Source organism: Pseudomonas sp. LBUM1662 (assembly GCF_059695915.1).
On sequence record NZ_CP166793.1, the window covers coordinates 3,644,331 to 3,668,550 of the forward strand.

21 protein-coding genes are annotated in these 24,220 nt (G+C 58.1%); 13 read left to right on the forward strand and 8 right to left on the reverse strand.

What is annotated here, in order from left to right; translation table 11 throughout:
* The first annotated feature begins 17 nt into the window (after positions 1-17).
* The 4 genes from ACA049_RS16295 to ACA049_RS16310 all read left to right on the forward strand — a co-directional run bounded on the left by ACA049_RS16295 (position 18) and on the right by ACA049_RS16310 (position 6,808).
* Positions 18-1,604 carry an arylsulfatase gene (locus ACA049_RS16295; protein WP_497328343.1) on the forward strand — a complete coding sequence of 529 codons (1,587 nt, stop codon included), beginning with the start codon at positions 18-20 and terminating at the stop codon, positions 1,602-1,604.
* Between the two features lie 220 nt (positions 1,605-1,824).
* Positions 1,825-4,341 (forward strand): spermidine synthase, encoded by a 2,517-nt coding sequence (locus ACA049_RS16300; RefSeq protein ID WP_497328344.1) that lies wholly within the window; start codon positions 1,825-1,827, stop codon positions 4,339-4,341.
* A gap of 101 nt (positions 4,342-4,442) precedes the next feature.
* Positions 4,443-5,816 carry a J domain-containing protein gene (locus ACA049_RS16305; protein ID WP_497328345.1) on the forward strand — a complete coding sequence of 458 codons (1,374 nt, stop codon included), beginning with the start codon at positions 4,443-4,445 and terminating at the stop codon, positions 5,814-5,816.
* The gene (locus ACA049_RS16310; protein ID WP_497328346.1) at positions 5,813-6,808 is read left to right on the forward strand and encodes a DUF3829 domain-containing protein; all 996 of its coding nucleotides are present in this window, start codon (positions 5,813-5,815) and stop codon (positions 6,806-6,808) included. Before ACA049_RS16305 ends, ACA049_RS16310 begins: the two co-directional genes overlap by 4 nt.
* Positions 6,809-6,943: 135 nt before the next feature.
* On the opposite strand, the gene ACA049_RS16315 is transcribed toward ACA049_RS16310, so the two are convergent.
* Complete coding sequence (locus ACA049_RS16315; RefSeq protein ID WP_497328347.1) at positions 6,944-7,615, reverse strand: DUF3313 domain-containing protein; 672 nt, start codon at positions 7,613-7,615, stop codon at positions 6,944-6,946.
* Positions 7,616-7,831: 216 nt separating this feature from the next.
* On the opposite strand from ACA049_RS16315, the gene ACA049_RS16320 reads away from it, so the two are divergent.
* On the forward strand, positions 7,832-10,186 hold the full coding sequence (locus ACA049_RS16320; RefSeq protein WP_497328348.1) for a tetratricopeptide repeat protein: 2,355 nt from the start codon (positions 7,832-7,834) through the stop codon (positions 10,184-10,186).
* Between the two features lie 114 nt (positions 10,187-10,300).
* On the opposite strand, the gene ACA049_RS16325 is transcribed toward ACA049_RS16320, so the two are convergent.
* Together ACA049_RS16325 and ACA049_RS16330 are read right to left on the reverse strand one after the other, a co-directional pair.
* A complete protein-coding gene (locus ACA049_RS16325; RefSeq protein WP_497328349.1) occupies positions 10,301-11,269 on the reverse strand; it encodes a hypothetical protein in 969 nt (322 codons plus the stop codon).
* A 73-nt stretch (positions 11,270-11,342) separates the two neighbouring features.
* The gene (locus tag ACA049_RS16330) at positions 11,343-12,152 is read right to left on the reverse strand and encodes a DUF6694 family lipoprotein (RefSeq protein WP_497328350.1); all 810 of its coding nucleotides are present in this window, start codon (positions 12,150-12,152) and stop codon (positions 11,343-11,345) included.
* 244 nt (positions 12,153-12,396) lie between these two features.
* Here ACA049_RS16330 and ACA049_RS16335 point away from each other — a divergent pair, with 244 nt between their 5' ends.
* On the forward strand, positions 12,397-12,897 hold the full coding sequence (locus tag ACA049_RS16335; protein WP_497293622.1) for a hypothetical protein: 501 nt from the start codon (positions 12,397-12,399) through the stop codon (positions 12,895-12,897).
* 48 nt (positions 12,898-12,945) lie between these two features.
* Here ACA049_RS16335 and ACA049_RS16340 read toward each other — a convergent pair whose 3' ends face one another.
* Both ACA049_RS16340 and nirA read right to left on the reverse strand, forming a co-directional pair.
* The gene (locus ACA049_RS16340) at positions 12,946-13,425 is read right to left on the reverse strand and encodes a DUF934 domain-containing protein (protein ID WP_497328351.1); all 480 of its coding nucleotides are present in this window, start codon (positions 13,423-13,425) and stop codon (positions 12,946-12,948) included.
* Entirely contained in the window at positions 13,422-15,095 is a 1,674-nt protein-coding gene (nirA, locus tag ACA049_RS16345; protein ID WP_497328352.1) for a nitrite reductase NirA, read from the reverse strand. Before nirA ends, ACA049_RS16340 begins: the two co-directional genes overlap by 4 nt.
* A 377-nt stretch (positions 15,096-15,472) precedes the next feature.
* Here nirA and ccoN point away from each other — a divergent pair, with 377 nt between their 5' ends.
* Positions 15,473-16,900: a cytochrome-c oxidase, cbb3-type subunit I gene (gene ccoN / locus ACA049_RS16350; RefSeq protein ID WP_497328353.1), complete on the forward strand. Its 1,428-nt coding sequence runs from the start codon at positions 15,473-15,475 to the stop codon at positions 16,898-16,900.
* 8 nt (positions 16,901-16,908) lie between these two features.
* On the forward strand, positions 16,909-17,130 hold the full coding sequence (locus ACA049_RS16355) for a cbb3-type cytochrome c oxidase subunit 3 (RefSeq protein WP_497328354.1): 222 nt from the start codon (positions 16,909-16,911) through the stop codon (positions 17,128-17,130).
* 133 nt (positions 17,131-17,263) lie between these two features.
* Here the strand turns inward: ACA049_RS16355 and ACA049_RS16360 are convergent, their stop codons facing one another.
* A complete protein-coding gene (locus ACA049_RS16360; RefSeq protein WP_497328355.1) occupies positions 17,264-17,758 on the reverse strand; it encodes a hypothetical protein in 495 nt (164 codons plus the stop codon).
* A 252-nt stretch (positions 17,759-18,010) separates the two neighbouring features.
* Here ACA049_RS16360 and ACA049_RS16365 point away from each other — a divergent pair, with 252 nt between their 5' ends.
* The 5 genes from ACA049_RS16365 (at position 18,011) to ACA049_RS16385 (ending at position 22,726) form a co-directional block, all read left to right on the forward strand.
* Positions 18,011-19,381: a hypothetical protein gene (locus tag ACA049_RS16365; RefSeq protein WP_497328356.1), complete on the forward strand. Its 1,371-nt coding sequence runs from the start codon at positions 18,011-18,013 to the stop codon at positions 19,379-19,381.
* Between the two features lie 98 nt (positions 19,382-19,479).
* Positions 19,480-20,412, forward strand: coding sequence for a halovibrin HvnC (locus ACA049_RS16370; RefSeq protein WP_497328357.1), 933 nt, complete (start codon positions 19,480-19,482; stop codon positions 20,410-20,412).
* Entirely contained in the window at positions 20,409-20,879 is a 471-nt protein-coding gene (locus tag ACA049_RS16375; protein ID WP_497328358.1) for a DUF2599 domain-containing protein, read from the forward strand. Before ACA049_RS16370 ends, ACA049_RS16375 begins: the two co-directional genes overlap by 4 nt.
* A gap of 100 nt (positions 20,880-20,979) precedes the next feature.
* Entirely contained in the window at positions 20,980-21,909 is a 930-nt protein-coding gene (locus ACA049_RS16380; protein WP_497328359.1) for a halovibrin HvnC, read from the forward strand.
* 124 nt (positions 21,910-22,033) lie between these two features.
* Complete coding sequence (locus ACA049_RS16385; RefSeq protein ID WP_497328360.1) at positions 22,034-22,726, forward strand: aspartate/glutamate racemase family protein; 693 nt, start codon at positions 22,034-22,036, stop codon at positions 22,724-22,726.
* A gap of 197 nt (positions 22,727-22,923) precedes the next feature.
* Here the strand turns inward: ACA049_RS16385 and ACA049_RS16390 are convergent, their stop codons facing one another.
* Together ACA049_RS16390 and ACA049_RS16395 are read right to left on the reverse strand one after the other, a co-directional pair.
* On the reverse strand, positions 22,924-23,352 hold the full coding sequence (locus ACA049_RS16390; RefSeq protein ID WP_497328361.1) for a hypothetical protein: 429 nt from the start codon (positions 23,350-23,352) through the stop codon (positions 22,924-22,926).
* 339 nt (positions 23,353-23,691) lie between these two features.
* The gene (locus ACA049_RS16395) at positions 23,692-24,213 is read right to left on the reverse strand and encodes a GNAT family N-acetyltransferase (RefSeq protein WP_497328362.1); all 522 of its coding nucleotides are present in this window, start codon (positions 24,211-24,213) and stop codon (positions 23,692-23,694) included.
* Positions 24,214-24,220 lie beyond the last annotated feature (7 nt).

The following is a 24,220-nucleotide window of genomic DNA, read 5'->3' on the forward strand; positions in this document are numbered from 1 at the left end:
CAAAAGGAGCAAGTCAGATGACTCGCATACGCAAGTGGCTACCGAAACTCGCCCTGGTGGCAGCCTCGGTCATGGCGATTTCGGCGACTGCCGGGGCCGCTGAGAAACCCAACATTCTCGTGATTTTTGGCGATGACATCGGCCAGACCAACATCAGCGCTTATTCGATGGGCGTGGTCGGGTACAAGACTCCCAACATCGACCGGATTGCCAAGGAAGGCATGATGTTCACCGACTATTACGCGGAGAACAGCTGCACCGCCGGACGCTCCTCCTTCATCACCGGGCAGACGCCGTTGCGTACCGGCCTGTCGAAAGTCGGCATTCCGGGTGCACCGGTCGGCCTGCAAAAACGTGACATCACCATCGCCCAGGCACTCAAGTCCCAGGGCTATGCGACCGGCCAGTTCGGCAAGAACCACTTGGGCGACAAGGATGAATACCTGCCGACCAACCACGGTTTCGACGAGTTTTTTGGCAACCTCTATCACCTCAACGCCGAAGAAGAACCGGAGCGGCCGTATTGGCCCAAAGACGATGCCGAATTCGTCAAGGCCAACACCCCACGTGGCGTGATTCACAGCTTCGCCGATGGCAAGATCGAAGACACCGGCGCGCTGACCACCAAGCGCATGGAAACCATCGACGACGAAACCACGGCGGCTGCCCAGGCGTTTATCGAGAAACAGGCCAAGGCGGACAAGCCATTCTTTGTCTGGATGAACACCACGCGCATGCACGTATTCACTCACGTGCGTGACTCGATGAAGGGCCAGAGCGGCATGCCCGGCAACGAGTACGCGGACGGCATGCTGGAGCATGACGGCGACGTCGGCAAACTGCTGAAAACCCTCGACGACCTGAAAATCGCCGACAACACCATCGTCGTTTACTCCACCGATAATGGCCCGAACCAGTTCTCCTGGCCGGACGCGGCGACCACGCCGTTCCGCAACGAGAAAAACTCCAACTGGGAAGGTGCCTATCGCGTACCGGCGATTGTGCGTTGGCCGGGCAAGATCAAGGCCGGTGAAGTCTCCAACGAGCTGTTCTCGGGCATGGACTGGTTCCCGACCCTGCTCGCGGCGGCTGGCGAGACCGACGTCAAAGGCAAGCTGCTCAAAGGCTGGGCGCCGACATCGGGTGGCAACAACTTCAAAGTGCACCTCGACGGCTTCAACCAACTGCCATACCTGACCGGCCAACAACCGAAAGGCGAGCGTAAGGAGTTCTACTACTTCAACGACGACGGTGTACTGGTCTCGATGCGCTTCGATAACTGGAAAGTGGTGTTCTGCGAACAACGCGAACCGGGCGGCTTTAAAGTCTGGAGCGAACCGTTCGTGTGCCTGCGCGTGCCGAAAATCCTCAACCTGAGGATGGACCCGTACGAACGCGCCGACGTGGTTTCCGATCAGTATTACGATTGGCAAACCAAGAACGTCTACCTGGCCGCTCAAGCGGTACAGAAGTCGGCGGGGTTCCTGCAAACGTTCATCGAGTATCCACCTAGCCAGAAACCGGCCAGCTTCAGCATCGACCAGATCCGCGCTGCGGTAGATGCAAAAATCGCTGAGAAAATGAAAGCTGCACCTGCACAGTAAAACCGCTCGACCGCCGTTCGCCCTCACCGGCGAGCGGCCCTATTTCCGAAATGTGTAGGAACCCTGTAGGAGCTGTCGAGTGAAACGAGGCTGCGATCTTTTGATCTTCAGCAATGTCAGATCCGCCGAAAATCAAGATCAAAAGATCGCAGCCTCGTTTCACTCGACAGTTCCTACAGAGATCTGTGTTGAATTCGAATTTTGTACAAGGCAAGCCGCAATGTCCTCACGTGTCGCCAGCAAGTCGTCGGCCCTACCCGCTTCCCATACCGCCGCGTCCCCGACGCTGCTGATTCCCGCCCTGCTGCTGTTCGTTTCCGGCGCCGCGGCGCTGGTGTATCAGGTGCTGTGGATCAAGCAATTGTCGCTGGTGGTCGGCGTCGAGGTGTATGCGATCACCACCGGGATCAGTGCATTTTTTGCCGGCCTGGCCTTGGGCGGTTTGCTGTTCGGGCGTTGGGCGGATCGCTTGCAACGACCGGTGCTGCTGTATGCCGGGCTGGAAGTGCTGGTGGCCGTGCTGGGTGTCGGTGCGACCTTCGCCTTGAGCTTCGCCGCCAGTCCGTTCGCCTGGCTTGAGCAACACGTCGGCCTGGCGGCGTGGGTGTTGCCATTTGCGCTGGTGGGCATTCCGGCGCTGCTGATGGGCGGCACCCTGCCGGTGCTGGTTCGCTCATTGGCGGCTGACCCGCAACAATCGGGCAAGGCTGGCGGCCAACTGTATGCCGCGAACACCGCAGGGGCCATTGCCGGCACCCTGCTCGCCGCGTTTGTGCTGATCGCCACCCTTGGCGTGCGTGGCAGCGCGTTGGCGGCGGCGATGCTGAACTTGCTCGCCGCCGCAGGCGCGCTGTGGTTTCAACGCCAGCGCGTGGCACCGATCGATGCCCCGGTGAAACATCACACTGAGAAAGCCCCTGATCGCCTGGCGCTGTGGCTGTACTCCATCGCTGGCGGCGTGGCGCTCGGTTACGAAGTGGTCTGGTCGCAGTCCATCGTGCAATTCATGAGCACCCGCACCTATGCCTTTGCCGTGGTGCTGGCGACGTACCTCACCGGGTTGTTCCTCGGCAGCGCCGTGCTGGCCCGTCGGGTTGATCGCATTCGAGATCCTTGGGGCGTGTTCGGCTTGCTGATTGCCGGCGCAGGCCTGATTGCCCTGCTGGAAGTCGCCTTTCTCGGGCGCTGGCTGGTGTACTTGCAATCCCAGGCCGAAATACTTGCGCTGGCCATGGGCGGCAGCGAACTGTTGGGCATGAGCGCACGGTTTGCCGTGGCGGCGCTGAGCATCGTGTTCGTGCCGACCTTGCTGCTGGGTGCCGCGTTTCCGCTGGCGCTGCGCCTGAGTGTCGGCCGTGAACGGGTCGGCCGGGATGTCGGCGCCGTGGTCGCGTTCAACACCATCGGCGGGATCATCGGCGTGATGCTCTGCGGATTCCTGCTGATCCCGCTGCTGGGGCTGGTGCGCACCTTGGGACTGTTGGCGATTGTCGCTGCCGGGGTCGGCTATTTCGCGGTACGCAAGGGCCATCACGTCAAGAAAGGCCGACGTCAGGCGGTGATTGCCATCGCTCTGTTGTCGATTGTCGTGGCGGTGTTTACCCCGACCAGCAAACTCGCCAACCTGCTGCCCGGTGCACGCAACGGTACGCTGGCGTTCTACGAAGAAGGACGCGGTGGAACGGTGGCCGTGGTCACCCAGGGCAAGGGACAAAAAGCGTTCCAGCGTCTGTACATCCAGGGCGTGTCGAACACCGGTGACGCCATGCCATCGCTGCGCTACATGCGTATTCAGGCGCTGCTGCCGTTGTTGATCCATAACGGCGAACCCCGCTCGGCGCTGGTCATCGGTTTTGGCACGGGCATTACTGCGGGCGCCTTGACCCGCTATCCGGGGCTGGAACACCGCGTCGTCGCCGAATTGCTGCCCTCGGTGGTGAAAGCCGCGCCGCTGTTCAAGGGCAACTTCAATGCCGCGGCCGACCCGACGGTCGATGTCCGCCTGCGCGATGGGCGTCAGGAATTGCTGCGCAGCCCGCAGCGTTACGACCTGATCACTCTTGAACCACCACCGCCCTCCGCTGCCGGCGTGGTGAATCTGTATTCGCGCGACTTCTATCAACTCGCCGCCAGTCGTCTTGAGAATAAAGGCCTGGTCGCCCAATGGCTGCCGCTACCGACCCAGAACATCGACGACTCGCGCTCGCTGGTGCGCAGCTTTCTCGACGTCTTCCCCTACGCGACGCTGTGGACCAGCGAGTTCCACGAAATGCTGCTGGTGGGCTCGATGGAACCGATCGAACTGGACGCCGCCAAAATCAGCCAACGCTTCCAGCAGGACAGCGTGCGCAGCACCTTGCAGGACGTCGGCATCGGTTCATCCGCTGCGTTGTTGGCGACCTGGGTGACCGATCGCGCCGGGCTGGAACGTTTCGCCGCCGATGCGCAGCCAGTGACCGACGATCAACCGCGCATCGAATACGCGCCGTGGGTACGCGCCAAGGAAATCAGTCGCGTGTTGCCGGCCCTGCTCGACTTGCGTCAGCCGCCGTTGCTGCTGAATGCCGACGCAGGCTTTATCGAGCGCATGAACGCTCATCAGCAGCGGCTGATGCAGTTCTATCGGGCAAGCCTGCATGCCTATGACGGTGACCGGGACGCCTGGGCCAGGGACATCCGCGAGGTGATGCGCGGCGATGGCGGCAACCCGTATTACCGCTGGTTCGTCGGCGACTGATGTAAGACCCGAGGACTTTTCGACGCGAAACAGGTAGGGTGCGCAAAATCAAATTGCCACTATCGGATCGCGTCGCGGGTTTTCATGGAGTTGCACACGCAATGAGTTGCTGGACCATCCTCGGCCTCCCGGCCGATGCCGATACACGCCGTATCAAACGCCAATACGCAACCCTGCTCAAACAGACGCGCCCGGATGAAGACCCCGAGGGTTTTCAGCGGCTGCGAGAGGCGTACGAGCAAGCGCTGCGCATCAAGGAATGGGAGCAATTGCGTGAGGATGACGCAAGCGACGAAGCCTCGTGGGACCTGACCGGGCTGTCGGTGGTGGAAGTCGACACGCTGCAACTGGTCAGCCGTTCGCTGGACGGAATCAGCCGTGTCGAGCTTGACCGTCGCCATGCCATCGCCGTCGAACATGGCGCGGTTGATGTCATGGAAGATGCGGTGCTGAGGCATTGCGTCGACCACTTCGAGACCTCCGAAACGCTACTCGACTGGGCCATGGAGACCTTTCACTGGTTCAGTCTCTGGCAGCGGCTGGAGCTGGACGAAGAACTGATCGAAGAATTATCGCAACAGCGCAAGCGCTTGGCGGAACGTCGTGAAGCACCGATATTCCTCGCCGGGCAACGGCGCCTCGCCACAGAACCCGCCGCCACGCCAGAGCATCGTGCTGCCCACTTGCTGTTGGCACCAGGCCCATTCAATCAGCGTCGCGCCCTCGCCCGACGCCTGCGCGAAGACGATTGGGTGCAATGTCGCAAGCTCAGCTCTGCGTTGTATGCCAACCACCCGGACGTCTGCGCCGACTTGCCGGGCGGCACGTCGTTCTTCTGGCGAGACTGGGAACATGCCTACGACAGCTGGCCGATGTACCTGGGGATCGTCCTTGCCTGTCTGGTCGGCTCCTTTGTTCAATTCGCGCCGTTGGGCACGCGTCTGGGCGGATTGATCGGCGTTGCTGTGTTCTGGTCGGTAATATTCGCGGTCGCCGGTTGGGTACTCAACTGGCTTTCGGGGCACATCGCCCATCGTTTCTGGTTGCTGGAAGATCGATTGAGTGTGCGCCTTTCGCCCTCGCTCATGCCCCTGCCGTTTGGAGTACTCCGCGACTTGATTCCCTGCATTGCGATGGCGGTGGGCATTGGCAACGTTTATGGCGTGGTCGGCAGCATCGTTTACGTCACCACACTGACGGGTGTCGGACTTGTACGCCGGCGGGAGGTCAACCCGCACGTTTCCTGGCAACACGCCAGCCCCGTGCTCAAACGCTGCCTGATGGGCGCGGGCATTTTGGGGCTGGTGTTAATACTCGGCGTGTTCAAAGTGATCTCAAGCCAAGGCACGGTCAACCGCAACCAGGGCCTGCAACAGTGGACCGAACGCCTGTGCAGCCGCATGCCGGTCACCGCCAGCGAATGCAACGCACCGGCCACCGTTGAGCAGTGGTACGGCCAGGAGAACCAGCCATGAACCCGAAATGGCTGTTGCCGGTGGCGACCGTTGCGATGCTGATCCTGATGGGGTTGGCCGGCTCTTCGAAATTCGTCGCCCGCATCGACTTGTGGCTGGATCAACACGACGCACCGCTCACCGCGCAGGCCAATGCCCTGAGCCCGGTGATCGACTGCATCAACCGGGTCGACGTGCATTGGCGGGTGGCCTACGAACTGTACAAATCGCCGAAGCAACCTGCGGAGCCGGTGCTCGACTGGATCGCCAACCAGCATGATTTCGACGACAACGGTGCCAGTGATGCGCCTGGCATCCAAAGGGATATCTGTTCGTCGACAATCAGCGAAAAACTCAAACTGCTGAAATACGAACCACCGCTGGTGTTGAAAGCCGATGCCTACGCGCAGGCATTACAGCAAGTGATGCCCCTTACCCAGCAAATCACCTTTTACCGACAGGCGCGTTTTTCGACCGTCATCAGTGAGGTGCAGCCCGCCTTTGCCGATCAATTCAGATCCAGGGCCGAGGACTACCTCACGGCGTCAACGGTACTGAGACAGCAGGTTGAATCGTTGGACCTTGAACAACGGCGCGAGCAACTCAACCTGATCGAAGCACGTCTGGGCAAGGACATTCACTGGTATTTGCTGGCTTACATGATCCAGGCCAGAGACACGCTGAACCTTGTCACCGAGGGCGTGAAAAATCGAACCCTGACGCCACAGGCACTGGCTAAAACCACCGCTGACCTGCAATTGGCCTGGGATTACCGGCAGCAGTTCATCCGACGTCAATTGCCGGAAACGCAAAAACGCAACGAAGTGCCGAGTTATCTCTGGTCGCATATTGCCAGGCCGACCCAGAAGTATCTGAATGCGTTGAACACCTTGCACAAGGATTGGCAGAACAAGGCTGAGCCGCAGCGATTGAGTGATGATTTTTATGCGGTGACGCGTGGGTATGATTCGCTGATCAGCCATTACAACCGGTTGGCGCGGGCTGAGTATTGATTGATGTGTTGTTCTTGAGGCCGCCTTCGCGGGCAAGCCTCGCTCCTACAGGATCAGGTCGTTCATGAAATTGACGAACGACTCAATACCGTAGGAGCGAGGCTTGCCCGCGATGAGGCCATCAGCCTCACTGCTTCACTTGGATTTAAGCTTCAGATACGACTGATGCAAATCCGACGCCCAGCCATCGATCACGCCTTTCACGTCATCGGCCTTCATCACCTGAGCACTGTTTTCCAGCGGCTTGCCGGTGCCCTTGCGCACGACCTGGGCTAAAACGTGATTGTCGCCGCCATCGAGGAACACCGCTTCGGTGGCCAGATCGGTCTCCTGATCACGAATACCGCTGGCCGTGCTGACCGCCGCGGCCACCAGCGCAATCGGGATCACTTCATAAGGCTTCAGTCCTTCTGTCTTGCTGCTCACTGCCGTAATTGCAGCGCGCACCACCATCACGCCCGGGCCGGGACCTGCGGCCAATGGCAGGGATTTACCCACTTCGCGCTTCAGCGCCTGATCGTAATAAGCGGTGATGCCATTGAGGGTCGCCTGCGGAATTTTCACCGTCGGTTGCGGCTTCGGATACAGCTGAGTCGGCTCAATGTAGACGCTGGTGTATTTATTGATATCGAGCTTGGGATCAACCCAACGCATCACCGTCGCGCCAGAGGGCGACTTGGCTTCCTTGAGCTGGCTGTAGTCCTTGAGAAAACCTGAATACTGGTCCGGCTCAACGACTTTGCTGGCACATCCCACCACCCCGATCGAGGCAATGCACAACGTGCTCATCATTAACGCTAGCTTCATGCTGTAACTCCTGTCAGAAGGCCGACAACGGTATTGCGTAGGGGAATTACAGTTATAGCCAACACACAGCGTTTTTGTTTTCAAAAAGTACAATATTCATCTATCGCTGCGGGATGGCTCACATGCGCCATTTGACAGACGCAGAGCATCCGGCAAAGCTGCACCAAGCATGAACGCGCGCCTGACGGCAAACGCATCTGGACTACGGAAGTCGCAATGCCGAAATATAAAAATAAAGCAGCAATCCCAAACCCTGATTCGTCACCGACCCTGATTAACCGCTACCTGTTTCCCGTCACCATCGGCATCTTGCTGGTGGCCGTGGCGGCAATCGGCTGGTTTCTGCTCAGCAGTACGCCAGCGCCGATCAAAACCGTACCCGTCAGCTCCCCGGTCGTTCAGCCGGCCAAACCGCAACCCGTCGCCATGGCACCGGCGAAGATGGTCGACGAGCAACAATGCCAGGGCTGTCACAGCGCGCAGACGAAGGATTGGCAAGGCTCACATCACCAATTGGCAATGCAGGAAGCCAATGCCGAGACGATGCTGGGCGACTTCAAAAACGTCACGTTCAAAACGGAAAACGAAACCACCCATTTCTCGCGCAAGGACGACGGCTTCTGGGTCAACACGCCCGGCATTGATGGCAAGAATGCTGACTTCAAAGTGGCCTACACCTTCGGCATCGCGCCGTTGCAGCAATACCTGATCGAGGTTGGCGAAGGCCGCTTGCAAGCGCTGGGCGTGGCGTGGGATACCGAGAAAAACCGTTGGTTTCACCTCTATCCGGGCCAAGGCGTGAACTTCAAAAACCCGCTGCACTGGAGCAAGCCGAGCCAGAACGCCAACTTCATGTGCGTCGAGTGCCACACCACCGGCTACAAGCGTAATTTCGACGCGACAAAAAACACCTTCGACAGTCAGTGGAACAGCCTCGGTGTCGGTTGTCAGGCGTGCCACGGTCCTGCATCCAATCACCTGGAATGGACGGCGAAAAAAACTGATTTGATCCATGCAGGCTTTGCCGTCGACCTCAAGGACAAGGACGCCACCGTCGAAATCGAAACCTGCGCCCGCTGCCATTCGCGCCGCGCACCGCTGGACGACGGCTACACCGTCGGCAAACGCTTGATGGACGACTACCTGCCGAGTCCCCTGACCCGCGAGCTGTACGCGCTGGATGGCAAGATCAAGGATGAGGTGTTCGAGCACGGCTCCTTCGTCCAAAGCAAAATGTTCGACAAGGGCGTGCGTTGCAGCAACTGCCACAACCCTCACAGCACCGAACTCAAGGCCCCGGGCAACGGCGTCTGCCTGCAATGCCACAACACCGCCGGCAAAACTTCGGTGGCGGGCGTCGACGGCAAGGGCCTCCAGGCGAAGAACTACGATTCCATCGAACACACCCGCCACACTCCGGGACAGCCCGGCTCCCAATGCGTGGATTGCCACATGCCCGGCAAGTTCTACATGGGTAATGACTTCCGGCATGACCACAGCTTCAGCATCCCCAACCCGGAGCGGGCGAAAAAACTCGGCACACCGGACGCCTGCCTGACCTGTCACCAGGGCAAGGCCGGCGACAAGGTCACCGAGCAATTCAAACTGTGGAACAGCGCCACCCCGTTGCAGGCGCCGCGCTACGACGAAAGCCTGTGGCTGATTCGCAACGGTCAGCCCGGCGCCGCGCAGGCCCTGTACGAGCAACTGCAGCGCAGCAACCTGCCGGCGATCCAGCGTGCGACCTTGCTCGCGGAATTGCCGCTGTACCCGAGCGAGCAGGCGTTGAAACTCGCGACCAAAGACCTGAGCAACCCTGCACCGCAAGTGCGTGAAAGCGCGGTGCGGGCGATCAGCGCGTTCCTGCCACCACCGGAGCGTGCGCCGCTGCTGACGCCGTTGCTGGGCGATCCGGTGAAGGCTGTGCGCATCGTCGCGGCCCGGGACTTGCTGAGCGTGGCGCGCAACGGATTGGGCAACGCCCAGGCGAACTGGAATGCAGCGATTGCCGAGTACGAAGCGGTGCAGATAAGCCTGGCCGAGCGCGCCGAGGCCAACCTCAACCTGGCAATGCTCTATCAGGCCAGCGGTCGCAACAATGAAGTCGAACCGCTGCTGCGTAGCGCCCTCAAGCGTGATCCGGATTTCTACCCGGCGCTGGTGACGCTGGTGCAATGGCTGGAAGCCAACGGACGCGGTCAGGAAGCGCAGACGCTGTTGGCGCAAAGCCTGAAAGAACACCCGGATGCCGCCCTGTTGCAACACACCCAAGGCTTGTCGCTGGTACGTGCAGGCCAATCAGCCCAGGCCATGCCGGCCTTGCGCAAAGCCGCGCAACTGGAACCGCAAAGCGCCCAATACGGTTACGTGCTGGCCGTGGCGTTGCACGACAGCGGCAAGGTCGATGAGGCCTGCGAAGAGCTGGAGCGGTTGTTGAAAGTGCAGCCGGCCAACCGCAATGCGCGGCTGTCGCTGATCCAGTACTACCTGGAAAACGGACAGGAACCGAAAGCGCAGGTGTTGTTGCAGGGCTGGAAGAAAATGAACATGGGCGATCCGGCGTTGAAGTGATTGGGGTCTGATCCAATGGCCCCTTCGCGGGCAAGCCACGCTCCCACAGGATTGCGCAAAACCTGTGGGAGCGTGGCTTGCCCGCGATGGCGTCACCACGGTCTCAGATCAGAATCACCACGAAGAACCACTCTTCAACGCCAACTCCCGCCGACTGTTCGCCCGCATCGCCTTGATCAGCGACACCGTGCCCACCAAGATAATCACCCCGGCGAACAGGAAGTCGATGGTGTACAGCTGGAAGTCCTTCATCGGCCCCACCAACAACACCCGGATCGCGCCGATACTCACCAGCGTGGCGAGAAAATCGATCCCCGGTTCATCGCGGTAGAACACGTGCAGCAACGGCAGGCACAGTACCAGCAGCAACAACAGCACGATCACCTTGAACGAGCCTTTGCGCTCGACGCTGAACGCACACTCGTGGGCGCCATAGGCCTTGTAATCTTCATCGCGGATCATCGAGTTGCGTTCGTTGATGTAGTCGACGCGGTTGTACTTCTGGATCGGAGTGAAGGTGTTCGACATCTCCATCAGCGTGGTGATGTTCTTGAACCTCAGGTCGATGCGCTCGTTGCCCTTGAGGTAATACAGCACCGGTTTGTAGCCGTAACGATAGGTATCGAAGGGAAAATCCGTGGCCCGCCCCTGCACCCCGATGGGCCTTGGCTCGAGTTCGGCGTAGGCGCTTTTGCGGGCGGATGCGAGGTTGCGGCTCAGCGGCTGGACCTTGACCTGCTCGAGGAAAATCGGCGTGACGCCGAACGACCACTGCAAGGGTTCCAGGCGCAGGCGCAGTTCGTTACGGCCCAGGTCGTAGCGGTTAAAGGTGCGCTCGGACACCACCACGGCACCGCTGAGCATGAACTCGCCGCGCATTGTGTTGGTGATGCGCAGCGTCAGTTGATCCTTGCCCAGCGCAGCCGCGTCGCTGGCCGGTGGCGTGCCGCACCACGCCGTACTGTCAAAGGCTCCGCCTAACTGGCCGTCGCGGTTTTCCTTGAACACATAAAAATAACTGGCCCACAGCGCCAACATCAGCAACAGCGCAATCAACCCCAAAACCTTCTTGCCCACACCCACGACTCGACTCCTTTCCCGATTTCTTCCATGCAGCCGAAAGCCCGCTGGCGCGGGTTCTCGGTTATCTCAGTGATTAGTTAGCGGCGTATTTGTCTTGCAGCGCCTGCAGGCGCTCGGTCTGCTGCGGAGTCAGGCCGCTGGCGTCGAACAACAGCGTGCCGTCGGCACCCACCAATTTGATGATTTCCAGGCTGAACAGCGCTTCCGGGGGCGCATCAAGCTTGCCCCAGTCGCTGAACTGGTTGGGCGTGATTTCCCAGGTTGGCGACTCGCCCGGCTCTATACCGCCAGGAATCGGCAATTCGACTGTGCCGACAAACCATGGCGTGGCACGGCCCGGGCTGGCCACGGTGCCTTTAAAACCCACACGAGCCACGGAGTACGTCGTGCCATTCTTGACCTTCGCTACCACCACCGGTTGACCGTGCGGCGCCGCAACATTCTTGTTCTTCTCGGTGAAATAAAATTCCGACTTGAGAATCTGGAACTTGGCCATCTCGACCTTGGCTTTCTCCGCCATCTGCTGGATATCCTGCAGCTGCTTGATCTCGGCCAGGGCTTGTTGTTTTTCTTTGAGGGCACGCTCGGTGCGAAGGTTGGCGGCGATGACGGCGACGTCTTCAGCGGTTTTACCGTTGAGCGTTGTGCGCACGTTGTTTTTGGCTTGCTCGGCCGTGATCTGGCCAGTCAGAGCCTCGCCGATATTACTGAAGGTGATGAGTTTCAAGTCTTCAAGGAGTTGGGCTTTCTTGTCTTGTGGCATGTCTTTCGTGACCTTGTCCAGCGATGCCGTGAGGCTCTCGTCGCTGGTGCCGTCCAGTTTCGGACCACCGCAACCCGCCAACATCAATGTCACCAACCCGACCGCGAAAATCCTGCGCATACCCGACTCCTTTTTGAGAATGCGCGGACTTTACCAAAATGCCATCAGCGCCCCAAGCAAAAATACCCTGCGCCGCAACGCAACATACCCCTACGCATGAATAATCGATTCATCCATAAATTCAGGATGATGGCCCACTGATATCAGTGATAAAGTGCGCGGCGCAAAACACCCCAGAAAACTTCGAGGCGGCATGAAGCGCGCCTCGGCCATAGACGGCAAAGCCCTGTCCAAAGGATCAACAATGAAAGCCCTTCGCACGCTGTTCACCGTTACCACCCTGTCCGCCGCACTGCTGACCTCAGGCTGCGCCAGTATCGTGGGTGACAGCAAATACCCGGTGAACGTGTCGAGCACGCCAAGCGGTGCCAACTTTGTCATCAAGAACAAGGCCGGTGTTGTCGTGCACAGCGGTTCCACGCCCAACTCTGTGACGCTGCCGTCGGGCCGTGGCTACTTCAAGGGCGAGTCCTACACCGTCACCTTCAAAAAAGAAGGTTTTGCCGATACCAGCGCGACACTGGAATCGAGCATGAGTGGCTGGTACTGGGGCAACCTGGTGTTCGGTGGTCTGATTGGCATGCTGGTGGTCGATCCATTGACCGGTGCGATGTACAAACTGCCGACGGATGCGGCGGGCAACTTTGGCAAACCCCTGACCGCCGAAGCGCCAAAAGACCTGACGCTGCTGGAGATCGATCAGCTTTCCCCGGACGCCCGCGCGTCCCTGATCCGCATCAACTGATAACCCCGCGCATCCTGCGAAACAGGATGCGCCCGCCTCGTCGGCGGCCTATCGCCGACGAAACAACGGCCGCGGTTCAATCACCGAACGCCCGTACAACACGCTCATCCCGGCCAGCCCCTTCAGCGCGTCCTCAGCGGATTTGTCTTCACGCACCGCGAAACTGTCGAACCCGCATTGGCGCATGTGGCTGAGCTGATCGCGCAGCACGTCCCCGACCGCGCGCAATTCCCCTGTCCAGCCCAATCGAGTGCGCAACAGGTACGCCTGGCTGTAACCGCGACCGTCGCGAAAGCTCGGAAAATCCAGGGCAATCAGCGGCAACGAGTCAAACCACGGTTTGAGGCTTTCCACCTCATCATCCGGCCCCAGCCAGACTGCGTGCCGGCCTGGCTCTGGAAGCCAACGACTCAACGGCACTATCAGCGGCCCGTCCGGTAACTCGCCCTCTGGATCCTTGACCAGCACCCACGGATCGTCAGTCACAATCCGCGCCCCACCCTCCTCCAGCCTCAGCAGATTGTTCATGCCGAAACCTCCAGCATCTTCGGATACACCTGTTCCTTGAACGGCTCAAGACCGATGCGCTGCAAGGTGTCGACGAACAGTTCTTCGCTCTCGCGGTAGCTGACGAATGTGGCGATGATCCGCTCGATCACCCCGGGCACTTCGGCGGCGCTGAACGATGGGCCGATGACCTTGCCCAGGGCGCTGTTCTTGCCTTGGCTGCCGCCGAGGGTGATCTGGTACCACTCGCTGCCGTTCTTATCGACCCCCAGAATGCCGATGTTGCCGATGTGGTGGTGACCGCAGGCGTTCATGCAGCCGGAGATGTTCAGGCTGATGTCGCCCAGGTCGTGGAGGTAATCCAGGTCCTCGAAACGGGCCTGGATCGCTTGGGCAATAGGGATCGATTTGGCGTTGGCCAGCGCGCAGAAGTCGCCGCCGGGGCACGCGATGATGTCGGTCAGCAAGCCGATATTGGCGCAACCCAGGCCCTGCTCGCAGGCCAGGCACCACAGCGCGTAGAGATCGGCCTTGGGCACGTCCGGCAGGACGATGTTTTGCTCATGGGCGATACGAATCTCGCCGAAACCGAACTGCTCGGACCATTCGGCCACGGCCAGCATTTGCTCGGTCGTCACGTCCCCCGGCGGTGAGTCGAAGCCCGGTTTGGTCGACAGCACCACGCTGGTGTAACCCGGGATCTTGTGCGGCTGGACGTTGCGCGTGACCCAGCGCGCGAAGGCCGGGGTCTCGGCCAGGCGTGTGCCGAAATCCAGGTCCGTGTCGGACAGCGAACGGTAGTCAGGGGACACAAAGGCACTGGCGACCCGCTCATATTCGACGTCGGTCAACTGCGCCGGACCGTCCTTGAGGTACTGCCACTCCTCCTCCACTTCCTTGGCGAAGGCTTCGATGCCCAGGGCCTTGACCAGAATCTTGATCCGCGCCTTGTACTTGTTGTCGCGCCGACCGTGGCGGTTGTAGACCCGCAGCACCGCCTCGACGTAGGACAGCAAATGCTGCCACGGCAAACCCTCGCGAATCTGCAAGCCAAGGATCGGCGTACGCCCCAGCCCGCCACCGACAATGACGCGCAACAGCATCTGCCCACTGTCATCACGATAAAGATAGAGGCCGATGTCATGCATCATGATCGCGGCGCGGTCCTGCTCCGCCGAGCAGATGGCGATCTTGAACTTGCGCGGCAGGTAGAGGAATTCCGGGTTGATGGTCGACCACTGGCGCAGGATCTCGGCCAGCGGTCGCGGGTCCATTAACTCGTCCGCGGCCACACCGGCAAAGGCTTCGGTGGTGATGTTGCGCACGCAGTTGCCGGAGGTCTGGATCGCGTGCATCTCGACCTGGGCAAGCCGTTCGAGAATGTCCGGCACCTGCGCCAGCTCGATCCAGTTGAACTGCATGTTCTGTCGGGTGGTGAAGTGGCCATACCCGCGATCATAGTCCCGGGCGATGCTCGCCAGCGTGCGCATTTGCCTGGCGCTCAGCGTCCCGTAGGGAATCGCCACGCGCAGCATGTAGGCGTGCTTTTGCATGTACAGGCCGTTCTGCAGGCGCAACGGCAGGAATTCTTCCTCGCTCAATTCGCCCGTCATGAAACGCTCGACCTGATCGCGAAACTGCGCAACCCGCTCGAAGACCAGGGCCCGGTCATAGTCGTCGTACTGATACATGTGGCTACCTCATCAGGGTCTGGCATAGAACCTGTGGGAGCGGGCTTGCTCGCGAAAGCGGTATATCAGCTAACGAAGATGTTGAATGACACTCCGCTTTCGCGAGCAAGCCCGCTCCCACAGGGATTGCGGTGGGTGCCGAGCTCTGGGGCTCGTTGAGGTAATTACTATGAACCTGCGGCGCAGCGCGTTACAGATTCACCTGAATACTAAAAAACCGTATCAGACTGCGTCAGATCACCGCAGGCAGGCCTTGTATCTGATCCGCATAAACTCGGTTTTTCTGAGTCTGTTTTGTTTACGGCAGTGTTTCTACAGTTGACGGCATGCCAGTCCGGGTGGCCTGGCAAGACTTTGCAACCGTGGAAGCATTGACCATGAGCACAGCAATAATCGGACAGGCCTACAACTACAAGGTCGTCCGCCAATTCGTCGTGGCAACCATCGTCTGGGGCGTCGTAGGGATGGCGATGGGGGTGTGGATCGCCTCGCAACTGGTGTGGCCCGAGATGAACCTCGACCTGCCGTGGACCACCTTCGGCCGCTTGCGCCCGCTGCACACCAGCCTGGTGATTTTCGGCTTTGCCGGCAGCGCGCAATTCGCCGCCAGTTACTACGCGGTGCAGCGCACATGTCAGGTGCGGCTGTACTCCGACAAACTGGCCGCGTTCACCTTCTGGGGCTGGCAATCGGTGATAGTGGTGATGCTGATCACCCTGCCGCTGGGCTACACCACCACCAAGGAATACGCCGAGATCGAATTCTCCGGCGCAGTGTGGATGACCGTGGTCTGGGTCGCTTACGCCATCGTGTTCTTCACCACCGTGGTGCAACGCAAGACCAGGCATATCTACGTCGGCAACTGGTTCTTCGGCGCGTTCATCGTGGTGATCGCGATGCTGCATGTGGTCAATCACCTGTCGATTCCGGTCGACTGGTTCAAATCCTATCCGGTGTATTCCGGGGCGACCGACGCGATGGTGCAGTGGTGGTACGGGCACAACGCCGTGGGCTTTTTCCTGACCACCGGGTTCCTCGGCATGATGTATTACTTCGTGCCGAAACAGGTCGGACGCCCGGTGTATTCCTATCGGTTGTCGATCGTGCATTTCTGGGCGCTGATCACCCTGTACATCTGGGCCGGCCCGCACCACTTGCACTACACCGCGTTGCCGGACTGGGCGCAGTCACTGGGCATGGCGATGTCGCTGATCCTGCTGGCACCGAGCTGGGGCGGGATGATCAACGGCATGATGACGCTCTCGGGCGCCTGGCATAAGTTGCGCACTGACCCGATCCTGCGCTTTTTGGTGCTGTCCCTGGCCTTCTACGGGATGTCGACGTTTGAAGGGCCGATGATGGCGATCAAGACGGTGAACGCCCTCTCCCACTACACCGACTGGACCATCGGCCACGTCCACGCCGGCGCCCTCGGTTGGGTAGCGATGATCACGTTCGGCGCCATCTACCACATGGTCCCGAAAGTCTTCGGCCGGGAGCAGATGTTCAGCACGCCGCTGATCAACCTGCACTTCTGGCTGGCGACCATCGGCACGGTGCTGTACATCGCTTCGATGTGGGTCAACGGCATCACCCAAGGGTTGATGTGGCGTGCGATCAACGACGACGGCACGCTGACCTATTCGTTCGTCGAGGCGTTGCAGGCCAGCCATCCGGGGTTTGTGGTGCGCTTTGCCGGTGGAATTTTCTTCCTTAGCGGGATGTTGCTGATGGCGTACAACGTGTGGCGCACCGTGCGGGTTTCGGACGTGGCGATGGCCGAACGTGAAGCGCAGATTGCGTGAGGTTTGAGATGACCGAGATTGTGCTGAATCTGTTTGGGGTCGTGGGGTTCTGGCTGGCGATCGAGTATTGCCTGAAACACCAGACGAACGAGAGTCTGGAGGATGCGAGCCTGATTCCGTTTGCGGATGACCCTGAGGTGGCGCGGCGGGTGGAATTGGCGACGGGAAAAACAGTGAAAGCGGTGGCGCCGGAAGAAGCTAAACCAGGCTGGGGCAACCTGGAAATCTGACCCACCCCTTCAAGTCTAAACATACAAGCGGGCTTGCTCGCGAAGGCGGACTGACATTCAACATTGATGCTGAATGTTATGGCCTCTTCGCGAGCAAGCCCGCTCCCACAGGGTTATGTGTCAGGCCAAGGGTTCAGCCACGTTCGCGGGGGATCAGGCTTTGCAGTTGCTGAGCCAGGAAATTCGCATCGAACGCAAACGTATCCGGGTCTTTCAAGCCATTGGTCTTGCGCCACTGCCAGCTCGTCGCCGGCGGCAGGCACACCAGCGAAATGCTGCCATAGCGCGCAGCCGTCAACCCCATCACCGCCAACGAAATCTGACCACCCGTGCCCATCACATCCGGCACAAACTCCACCGGTTTGCCGGCGATGACAATGCTCAGTTTCTCGCTCTTGAACGTCGACGCCTCGACCGGGACGCTCGGCCCTGAAGCGACATACACCTCGCGGCTCACCTCCAGCAGATTCGGCATCTGGACCGGCTCCAGCCACTGCTGGATCTGGTCGAACAGTTCACCGATGCGCGTCGCCCACACGGCCGATTGCGACTCAAACACTTGCTTCTTGTGCGCTTCGCTTTCCGCGTAGTGGCGGAGCATCTCGCCCAGTTGCTGTACGTCGTCCATTGCGGTGTTCCTTTGGTTGAAGCGGTGCTGCGGGAGTCAATCATGGCAGATGCCAGTGATCGGTGTACGACAAAGCTGCCGTAAGGACATCTCTTGACGGTGGATGAAAACGACGAACGGTTAATTTTTCAGGGGTTTAGACACCCTCACCTGTCAGATCTGACAGTAGTCGGCGCTCGCCTGATAGGTGTTTGATAACCCACAGCGGACGTAACAAGAAGGCCAACGGCCCATAGCCAAGGAACAACGCTCATGAGCAACTCAACGTTGAAGATCGACAGGGTCTTGATACCGGGGTGGACGACGCCAGTTATTCATCCCGACAATCCCCAGGGAGGCATTGCGCTTTCCCTTGTTACATCTGGCCGCGTGCAAGCGGTGGTCGACCCCTGGCTGACCATGAGGGCATACGACACCGCAGATCTATTGCTTAATAACCTGCCTTCGGCCGTTGACACCAAGACAATCCAGCCCGGAGAGGAAAACAAAAGATTCACGCTGGATCTGCCGGGCGGATTCCTGCTGAACGGAATCAACCGGGTTCGTTTGAGCGTCAAACGTCTTGGTCAGGGGCAACCGGAAACCTCGGAAGACCTTGTCGTTCTTTTTAACACTCCTCGCCCTGGCGGCGAAGTAACCGGATCCGGGGCCAACCCCAACCTTGGAATGACACTTCCTGCTGACGTTATCGCCAAGGGTGTCGATGCCATTCGTGCCGCTCAAGGGGTAGATGTCACACTCAAGTACCCTTACATGCGGGCGTACGACAAAATCACGCTTGATTGTCATGGCCACACTGTTCCGCACACGGTAACGGCTGCACAAGCCACTGCCGGCACAATCGTACTGAAGCTTTTTGCAGACGCGTTCAAAAATGATAACCCTCGATTTGCAATGCGCTACAGGGTCGTCGATCAAGTTGGCAACTCTTCCGGCCCGCAGGCAATTTGGTCAAGTACGGCTTACATCGATGTGCACATCAAACGACCGATTCTGGATCTACTCAAACCCAAAGTACTGGAAGCCAAGGAACAGAACGGCACCGTATTAAACTTTGAAAAAGACTTCTATGAGGCCAAGTTTGCTACGATCGAGGTTAACTTCACCGGTTCCGCCGCCGGGCAAACTGTCAAAGTTTATTGGCTCGGGCGCAATTCTACGTATGGCAGTGAGATTCAAACTGTTTCTTATGCGGGGCAGACGCTGAAGTTTGACATCCCGAGGCTGGAAGTTGTTGACTGCATCGGTACAGGTGCGCGGATCAGTTACACCGTCAGGTTACCGGGCACCACCGAGGACCTTCCGTCTGCCCCCCTGGACATTCGAATCACCGGGCAAAAACACCACCTTCCAGAACCCACACTCTCCTCGGACAAAACCAACCTCAGAGCCTATTACCCGACACTGGAAGGTCATTATAAAGTGCGGCTCGCATTGTTCGGGCGGGTCACTCGATATGGTGATGAAGTCACTATCACAGACCCCTCCTATACAAATCTGCCTGTCTTGCAGGCATGGCTGACAGAGAACAAGGGGTTTGACGTATTTTTTAATTACACCCTGAAAAAAATTGACACTAATGAGCTGCTTATTTTTTCATGGTGTTTGAGAGTTGCTTTATAGATACACGAACACTACGCCTGACTTTAACTAGACACACCAAACAATCAACTGATCATTAAGCCGGGATCGTTATACGACTGTCGGCGAGGGGTTATGCCATGCTCAGAATAATCGGGATTCTTCTATTCGCATTGACGGCGGGTTGTAGCCAGATAGATAAAACCTCAACTGATGCAATAGACGTATTCAGTGGGAACAATGCTCAAAATGGGCCCGCTGTAGCGGCCCAGCTCACTACGCTTTATGGCAGGAAGTTCACCAACTGTAACAAGGTAGACTCACAACCGGCGTTCCTGTGTTCTGGCATCACACTCAGGGTTACGGTGAGAGATCCTGCCGGACACTATAAAGTCTGGGACCCCAGCCCCACCTCCACGACGAGTGGCGGCATATCCGCCTCGCACTTAAGGGCTGATGCAAACTTTGGACGGCTCGCATGGGGTTTTGGCAATGGTTACATCCTCTACCCCTTCCTCGAACAGCCGGCTGGCAAAGACCAGTTGCAATACCTTTGCGCCTACCCGATGGATGCATGGGGTTGGCATCGAAGTGCAACGGAAGTTTGCGGACCCTCCGCCAGCTATCCTGTACAAAGCAAACGTTGCCAAGACGCCGGTGTGACCACCGCAGCACAAGCAGTTGCCGTATGGAATTTGTCGGGGGGTAATCCAAACCTTCGCCAATGTGGTTTCGACGTCGAGGATGACCGTAATACATTGGCAGGGCCGGCGTTTTACCAGTCCTTGTTGGCAAAATCCATGCTGGGCACTACGGGTTTCAACGAACATAACGAAATTATTATACGAACCTGGCCTGCGGGTCGCGCCAATACCCTTCCCATCATGGCGTTCTTTTTCATTGCAGGTGGCTCAAACGAAGGATTGGCAGACGCCCAATATAATCAACGAGATTTCTACAACTCGACCAATCCGAAAATTGTTGTACCTATCATCCGCCTGACACCTCCCGTCAACGCTACCGGAACAGCCACGTTTACCTACATTGCCGCAGATCAGGTGGTGACCCAATGAAGATCTTGCGATGGAACTCTTTCGTAACGGCCCTGAACGTTATCCGTCATTTTCCGCTGATCATCGGGTTAATGTCAGGCTTTAATACATCTCTCTATGCGCAAACAGCAACCGTAAAAACTGACAGCTACATTCTTACCGTTGAGCGCTGCGTACAATACGTAGAAAGTGCGCAATGGTTTTATCGCGACTACCAGTGGTCATTTTCTATCACGCCCACGCCTTGTGCGAGACGGACACAGCCGGAAGGCACCCCTTATCTGTGGGACGAACTGACCCGCGACTATTCAAACAGTCGCTACTGGAAAAACACTCATGGACTACGCCATCAACTGATCTGCCACCTGGCAATAGCAAGAGATAAGCCGCAGTGGAACCTGGAGCCATGGCGACCTGATGTGGGATATGAAAAAACGTTGGAGGGCGGTTGCAACCATGTTGTTCCTTTACCCGAAAAGGCCCCTTGACTTCTCGAAACACTAAAACGCCACATGCTGATTCCGAACAAGCATTAACCATCACCATGTAGAAACAGCAAAGACCCATCTGACGATTGAGCCAGCGCTTATGAAAAACATCATACTTACTTTACTTGTTATATCCATTTTCGGCTGTACTCAGATCGATAGACAATTGCCTCAGGAGATCGGCGCGACCGGGAACGTACATGCTGCGATGACCGGACCGGAAGTCGTTAACTTACTTACCAATCTTTACAATCAAACATCTCAAAATTGCAACAACTCGGTCACTGCACCGGCGTTCCTGTGCTCAGGGGTCACACTCAGAGTCACCGATAAACAACCAGGTGAAACACATCATGTCTGGAACCCAAGCCCGACGTCCGTCAAAAACGGTGGTGTTTCGTTTTCTTACCTGAGGGAGGATGCAAATATGGGACGCCTTGCATGGGGTAAGAACAACGGCTTCATGTTGTACCCCATCTTTGGCGCACCAGTGGACAAGATCGATCTCGATTACCTTTGCTCCTTTCCCATCGATGGCTGGACCTGGAATCGAACCACACCCTGCGGTCATCACGCCTCGTATCCCTCTCAAAGCCAGCGTTGCCGCAGTGCCGGCGTGACTACAGCGGAACAATGGAAAAGTGCCTGGGATAGTTCACCGACCAATCAACATATCCGGCAATGCGGATTTGACGTGTCGGAGGCGACTGGAAAACCAGCTTCAGTTCCGTTTTATCAATCGGTACGGGCAAGAGGAATGTTGGGCGTTGCCGGACTCAACGAACAAAACGAAATCGTCATCAAGACCTGGCCGCAGAATCTGCAAAATACCCTGCCACTCATGGCCTTCTTTTTTATCGCGGGTGGTGACAATGCCGGTCTTGCGGAAGCCCGGAGCAATCAGAAAGACTTCCGTGACTCAACCACTGCCAGGATCTGGGTACCTGTGATCAGGCTCATACCCCCTTCAACCATGGCTGGGAAGGCGAGTTTTCAATATGTTGCATCGGATCAACTGGTCCTCCCCTGATGCCTCGCTACTAGCTGCCCTGAAGCGCGAGCGCCAGGGCACTGTGCGGCAAATCGCGCCTCCCTCTAGCGCCATCTACCTAAAACAAAGGACACTCTCCCGACTCACATAATGGGAGAACAGGATGCGCACCATCGGCCTTATCGGCGGCATGAGCTGGGAGTCCAGCGCCGAGTATTACCGCCTCATCAACCAACAGGTCCGCGACCGGCTCGGGCCGTTGCGTTCGGCGAAATTGCTCATGTACAGCGTCGATTTTGGCCCTGTCGAACAAGCTCAGCATGCCGGACGCTGGGACGACGCAGCGGCGATTCTGGTGGATGCGGCGCGCCGGCTCGAGGCTGGCGGTGCCGAGTGCGTGGTGCTGTGTACCAACACCATGCACAAGGTGGCCGGGCAGATTCAGGCGGCGATCAATATTCCGTTCTTGCACATCGCCGACCCGACAGGCCAAGCCGCTGTAGCTGCCGGAGCGCTGAAAGTCGGTTTGCTCGGAACTGCCTTCACCATGGAACAGGACTTTCTCAAGGATCGCCTGAGCGCGATGGGATTGACGGTGCTGGTGCCGGACGCCGAGGAGCGCAGCGCCGTGCACCGGATCATCTATGACGAGTTATGCGTCGGAGTAATCAGCGAGGCATCGAGAAAGGTGTATCAGCAGGTCATCGAGTCGCTGACCCAACGTGGCGCCCAGGCGATCATTCTCGGCTGCACCGAAATCGGCCTGCTGATCAAACCCGAGCACTGCGCTCTCCCCTTGCTCGACACCACCGAACTGCATGCGCAGGCGGCGGTGGCGTTCGCGTTGGGCGACTGAGTCAGCCTGACCTGGGCGTGCGACGCAAGCGTGTCATGCTCTGGGTACAGCGATAAATTCTTCACAAAAGTGTTGTATCAGGCACAGACGAAAGTGCCTGATACACTCTCAACCTAGTAAAACTTACAACTCAAATCAGCCAGTACAAAATCGCACTACGGGCAAATTTTTCTCTGGAATTCGCCTCAAAAAAAACACTAGCCGTTAGTCAAATCAAAATCTCCCGACACCTTTTTTTCCGAAGGTGCGCCAGGTGGCGAACTGGAGTGTATGCCCACTACCATTTCAAATTTCCCGGTGATACGTCGCGGCGATGGTGTGGTGCTGACTTCGACCCAGCCCGATTTGGCCTTATACTCAATTGAATGCATGTCCGACCACTCTTTACATTCAACTTTCAACAGGCTAGTAGCCTCATGGCGGCCACTGGGACAGTCCCCATGAAAACCAAGCAAGAACAGACGTTTAGTCTCCATAGTACCGCCGACCCCCTCTTGAACAAAAACTTCAACACTTCCTGCTTTTACATCAAACGATTTCAAGTCTTGCTTTAGTGGCTTTTCCCCCTCCACACGCACATTGAAAATACCAGTCGTGCTTTTTTTACTCTTAAGTTCATCAGCCATGTTCAATCCACCCGAAATAATTAATATTCCTTCCACACTCTATGTAAAAGGCATTAACAACATCACTTTTCCAAGCCACTACGAGCGCTTTTAATAGTGACGCTATCGCCTCCTTTAATACGCCTGAGCACTTCTTCCGACAACTGTCAGACCTGACAGTTGACAACAACTGATTTTCCGAAAAGGCGATGTAAAAAGCGGGATCAATTTATTGATCTGCTGCGACTCATCATGAGTGACGTTTACATGTTTTTATCTAGTTTCAAGAACGCTGAAGAACGCCAGACCGTACGCCACTGCATGCGCAGGCCGAGGTGGCGTTCGCGTTGGGTGACTGAGTCAGTCAGACCTTGGCATGCGGCGCAGACGCGCCATGCTCAAGGTGTCGACCAGGCGGCCGTCCCGCACGGCGTAGTCGCGGAACAAGCCTTCGGTCTCGAAGCCGAACTTGCGGTAGAGCCCGATGGCCGCTTCGTTGTCGGCGTACACCGAAAGCTCGACCCGCTGCAGGTTCATCCAGTTGTCGGCGACGTCCAGCGCCGCCGCCAGCAGTTTTGATCCCACGCCTTTGCCCTGCCATTCCACGGCGACCGCCATGCCTAAATTGCCGGCATGGCTGCGGCGAATTCGCGAGTATTGCTCCAGGCCAATGTTGCCAATGACCGCGCCCTGATGCAGCGCCACCAGTTTCACCAGCCGCTCGTTATCCGATGCCAGGCGTTGGCGCCAGATCTCGGTGGATTGAAACGGCATTTGCAGGACCTGACGGGTGATGGCCGTGTCGTTGTAGAGCGCGGTGATGCCGTCGATGTGGGATTCGCTGAAGCGTTCGAGGGTGATTGCGGAATCGGTGGCGCGCATGGGTGAC

Excerpts from the sequence above, each read along its gene's own strand:
- ACA049_RS16330 (WP_497328350.1), bottom strand. The coding sequence starts at position 12,152 with ATGCGCAGGATTTTCGCGGTCGGGTTGGTGACATTGATGTTGGCGGGT.
- ACA049_RS16380 (WP_497328359.1), top strand. The coding sequence starts at position 20,980 with ATGAAAAACATCATACTTACTTTACTTGTTATATCCATTTTCGGCTGT.
- ACA049_RS16315 (WP_497328347.1), bottom strand. The coding sequence starts at position 7,615 with ATGAAGCTAGCGTTAATGATGAGCACGTTGTGCATTGCCTCGATCGGG.
- nirA (WP_497328352.1), bottom strand. The coding sequence starts at position 15,095 with ATGTATCAGTACGACGACTATGACCGGGCCCTGGTCTTCGAGCGGGTT.
- ACA049_RS16370 (WP_497328357.1), top strand. The coding sequence starts at position 19,480 with ATGCTCAGAATAATCGGGATTCTTCTATTCGCATTGACGGCGGGTTGT.
- ACA049_RS16360 (WP_497328355.1), bottom strand. The coding sequence starts at position 17,758 with ATGGACGACGTACAGCAACTGGGCGAGATGCTCCGCCACTACGCGGAA.
- ACA049_RS16395 (WP_497328362.1), bottom strand. The coding sequence starts at position 24,213 with ATGCGCGCCACCGATTCCGCAATCACCCTCGAACGCTTCAGCGAATCC.
- ACA049_RS16310 (WP_497328346.1), top strand. The coding sequence starts at position 5,813 with ATGAACCCGAAATGGCTGTTGCCGGTGGCGACCGTTGCGATGCTGATC.
- ACA049_RS16320 (WP_497328348.1), top strand. The coding sequence starts at position 7,832 with ATGCCGAAATATAAAAATAAAGCAGCAATCCCAAACCCTGATTCGTCA.
- ACA049_RS16335 (WP_497293622.1), top strand. The coding sequence starts at position 12,397 with ATGAAAGCCCTTCGCACGCTGTTCACCGTTACCACCCTGTCCGCCGCA.
- ACA049_RS16375 (WP_497328358.1), top strand. The coding sequence starts at position 20,409 with ATGAAGATCTTGCGATGGAACTCTTTCGTAACGGCCCTGAACGTTATC.
- ccoN (WP_497328353.1), top strand. The coding sequence starts at position 15,473 with ATGAGCACAGCAATAATCGGACAGGCCTACAACTACAAGGTCGTCCGC.
- ACA049_RS16355 (WP_497328354.1), top strand. The coding sequence starts at position 16,909 with ATGACCGAGATTGTGCTGAATCTGTTTGGGGTCGTGGGGTTCTGGCTG.
- ACA049_RS16300 (WP_497328344.1), top strand. The coding sequence starts at position 1,825 with ATGTCCTCACGTGTCGCCAGCAAGTCGTCGGCCCTACCCGCTTCCCAT.
- ACA049_RS16295 (WP_497328343.1), top strand. The coding sequence starts at position 18 with ATGACTCGCATACGCAAGTGGCTACCGAAACTCGCCCTGGTGGCAGCC.
- ACA049_RS16385 (WP_497328360.1), top strand. The coding sequence starts at position 22,034 with ATGCGCACCATCGGCCTTATCGGCGGCATGAGCTGGGAGTCCAGCGCC.
- ACA049_RS16390 (WP_497328361.1), bottom strand. The coding sequence starts at position 23,352 with ATGGCTGATGAACTTAAGAGTAAAAAAAGCACGACTGGTATTTTCAAT.
- ACA049_RS16305 (WP_497328345.1), top strand. The coding sequence starts at position 4,443 with ATGAGTTGCTGGACCATCCTCGGCCTCCCGGCCGATGCCGATACACGC.
- ACA049_RS16340 (WP_497328351.1), bottom strand. The coding sequence starts at position 13,425 with ATGAACAATCTGCTGAGGCTGGAGGAGGGTGGGGCGCGGATTGTGACT.
- ACA049_RS16365 (WP_497328356.1), top strand. The coding sequence starts at position 18,011 with ATGAGCAACTCAACGTTGAAGATCGACAGGGTCTTGATACCGGGGTGG.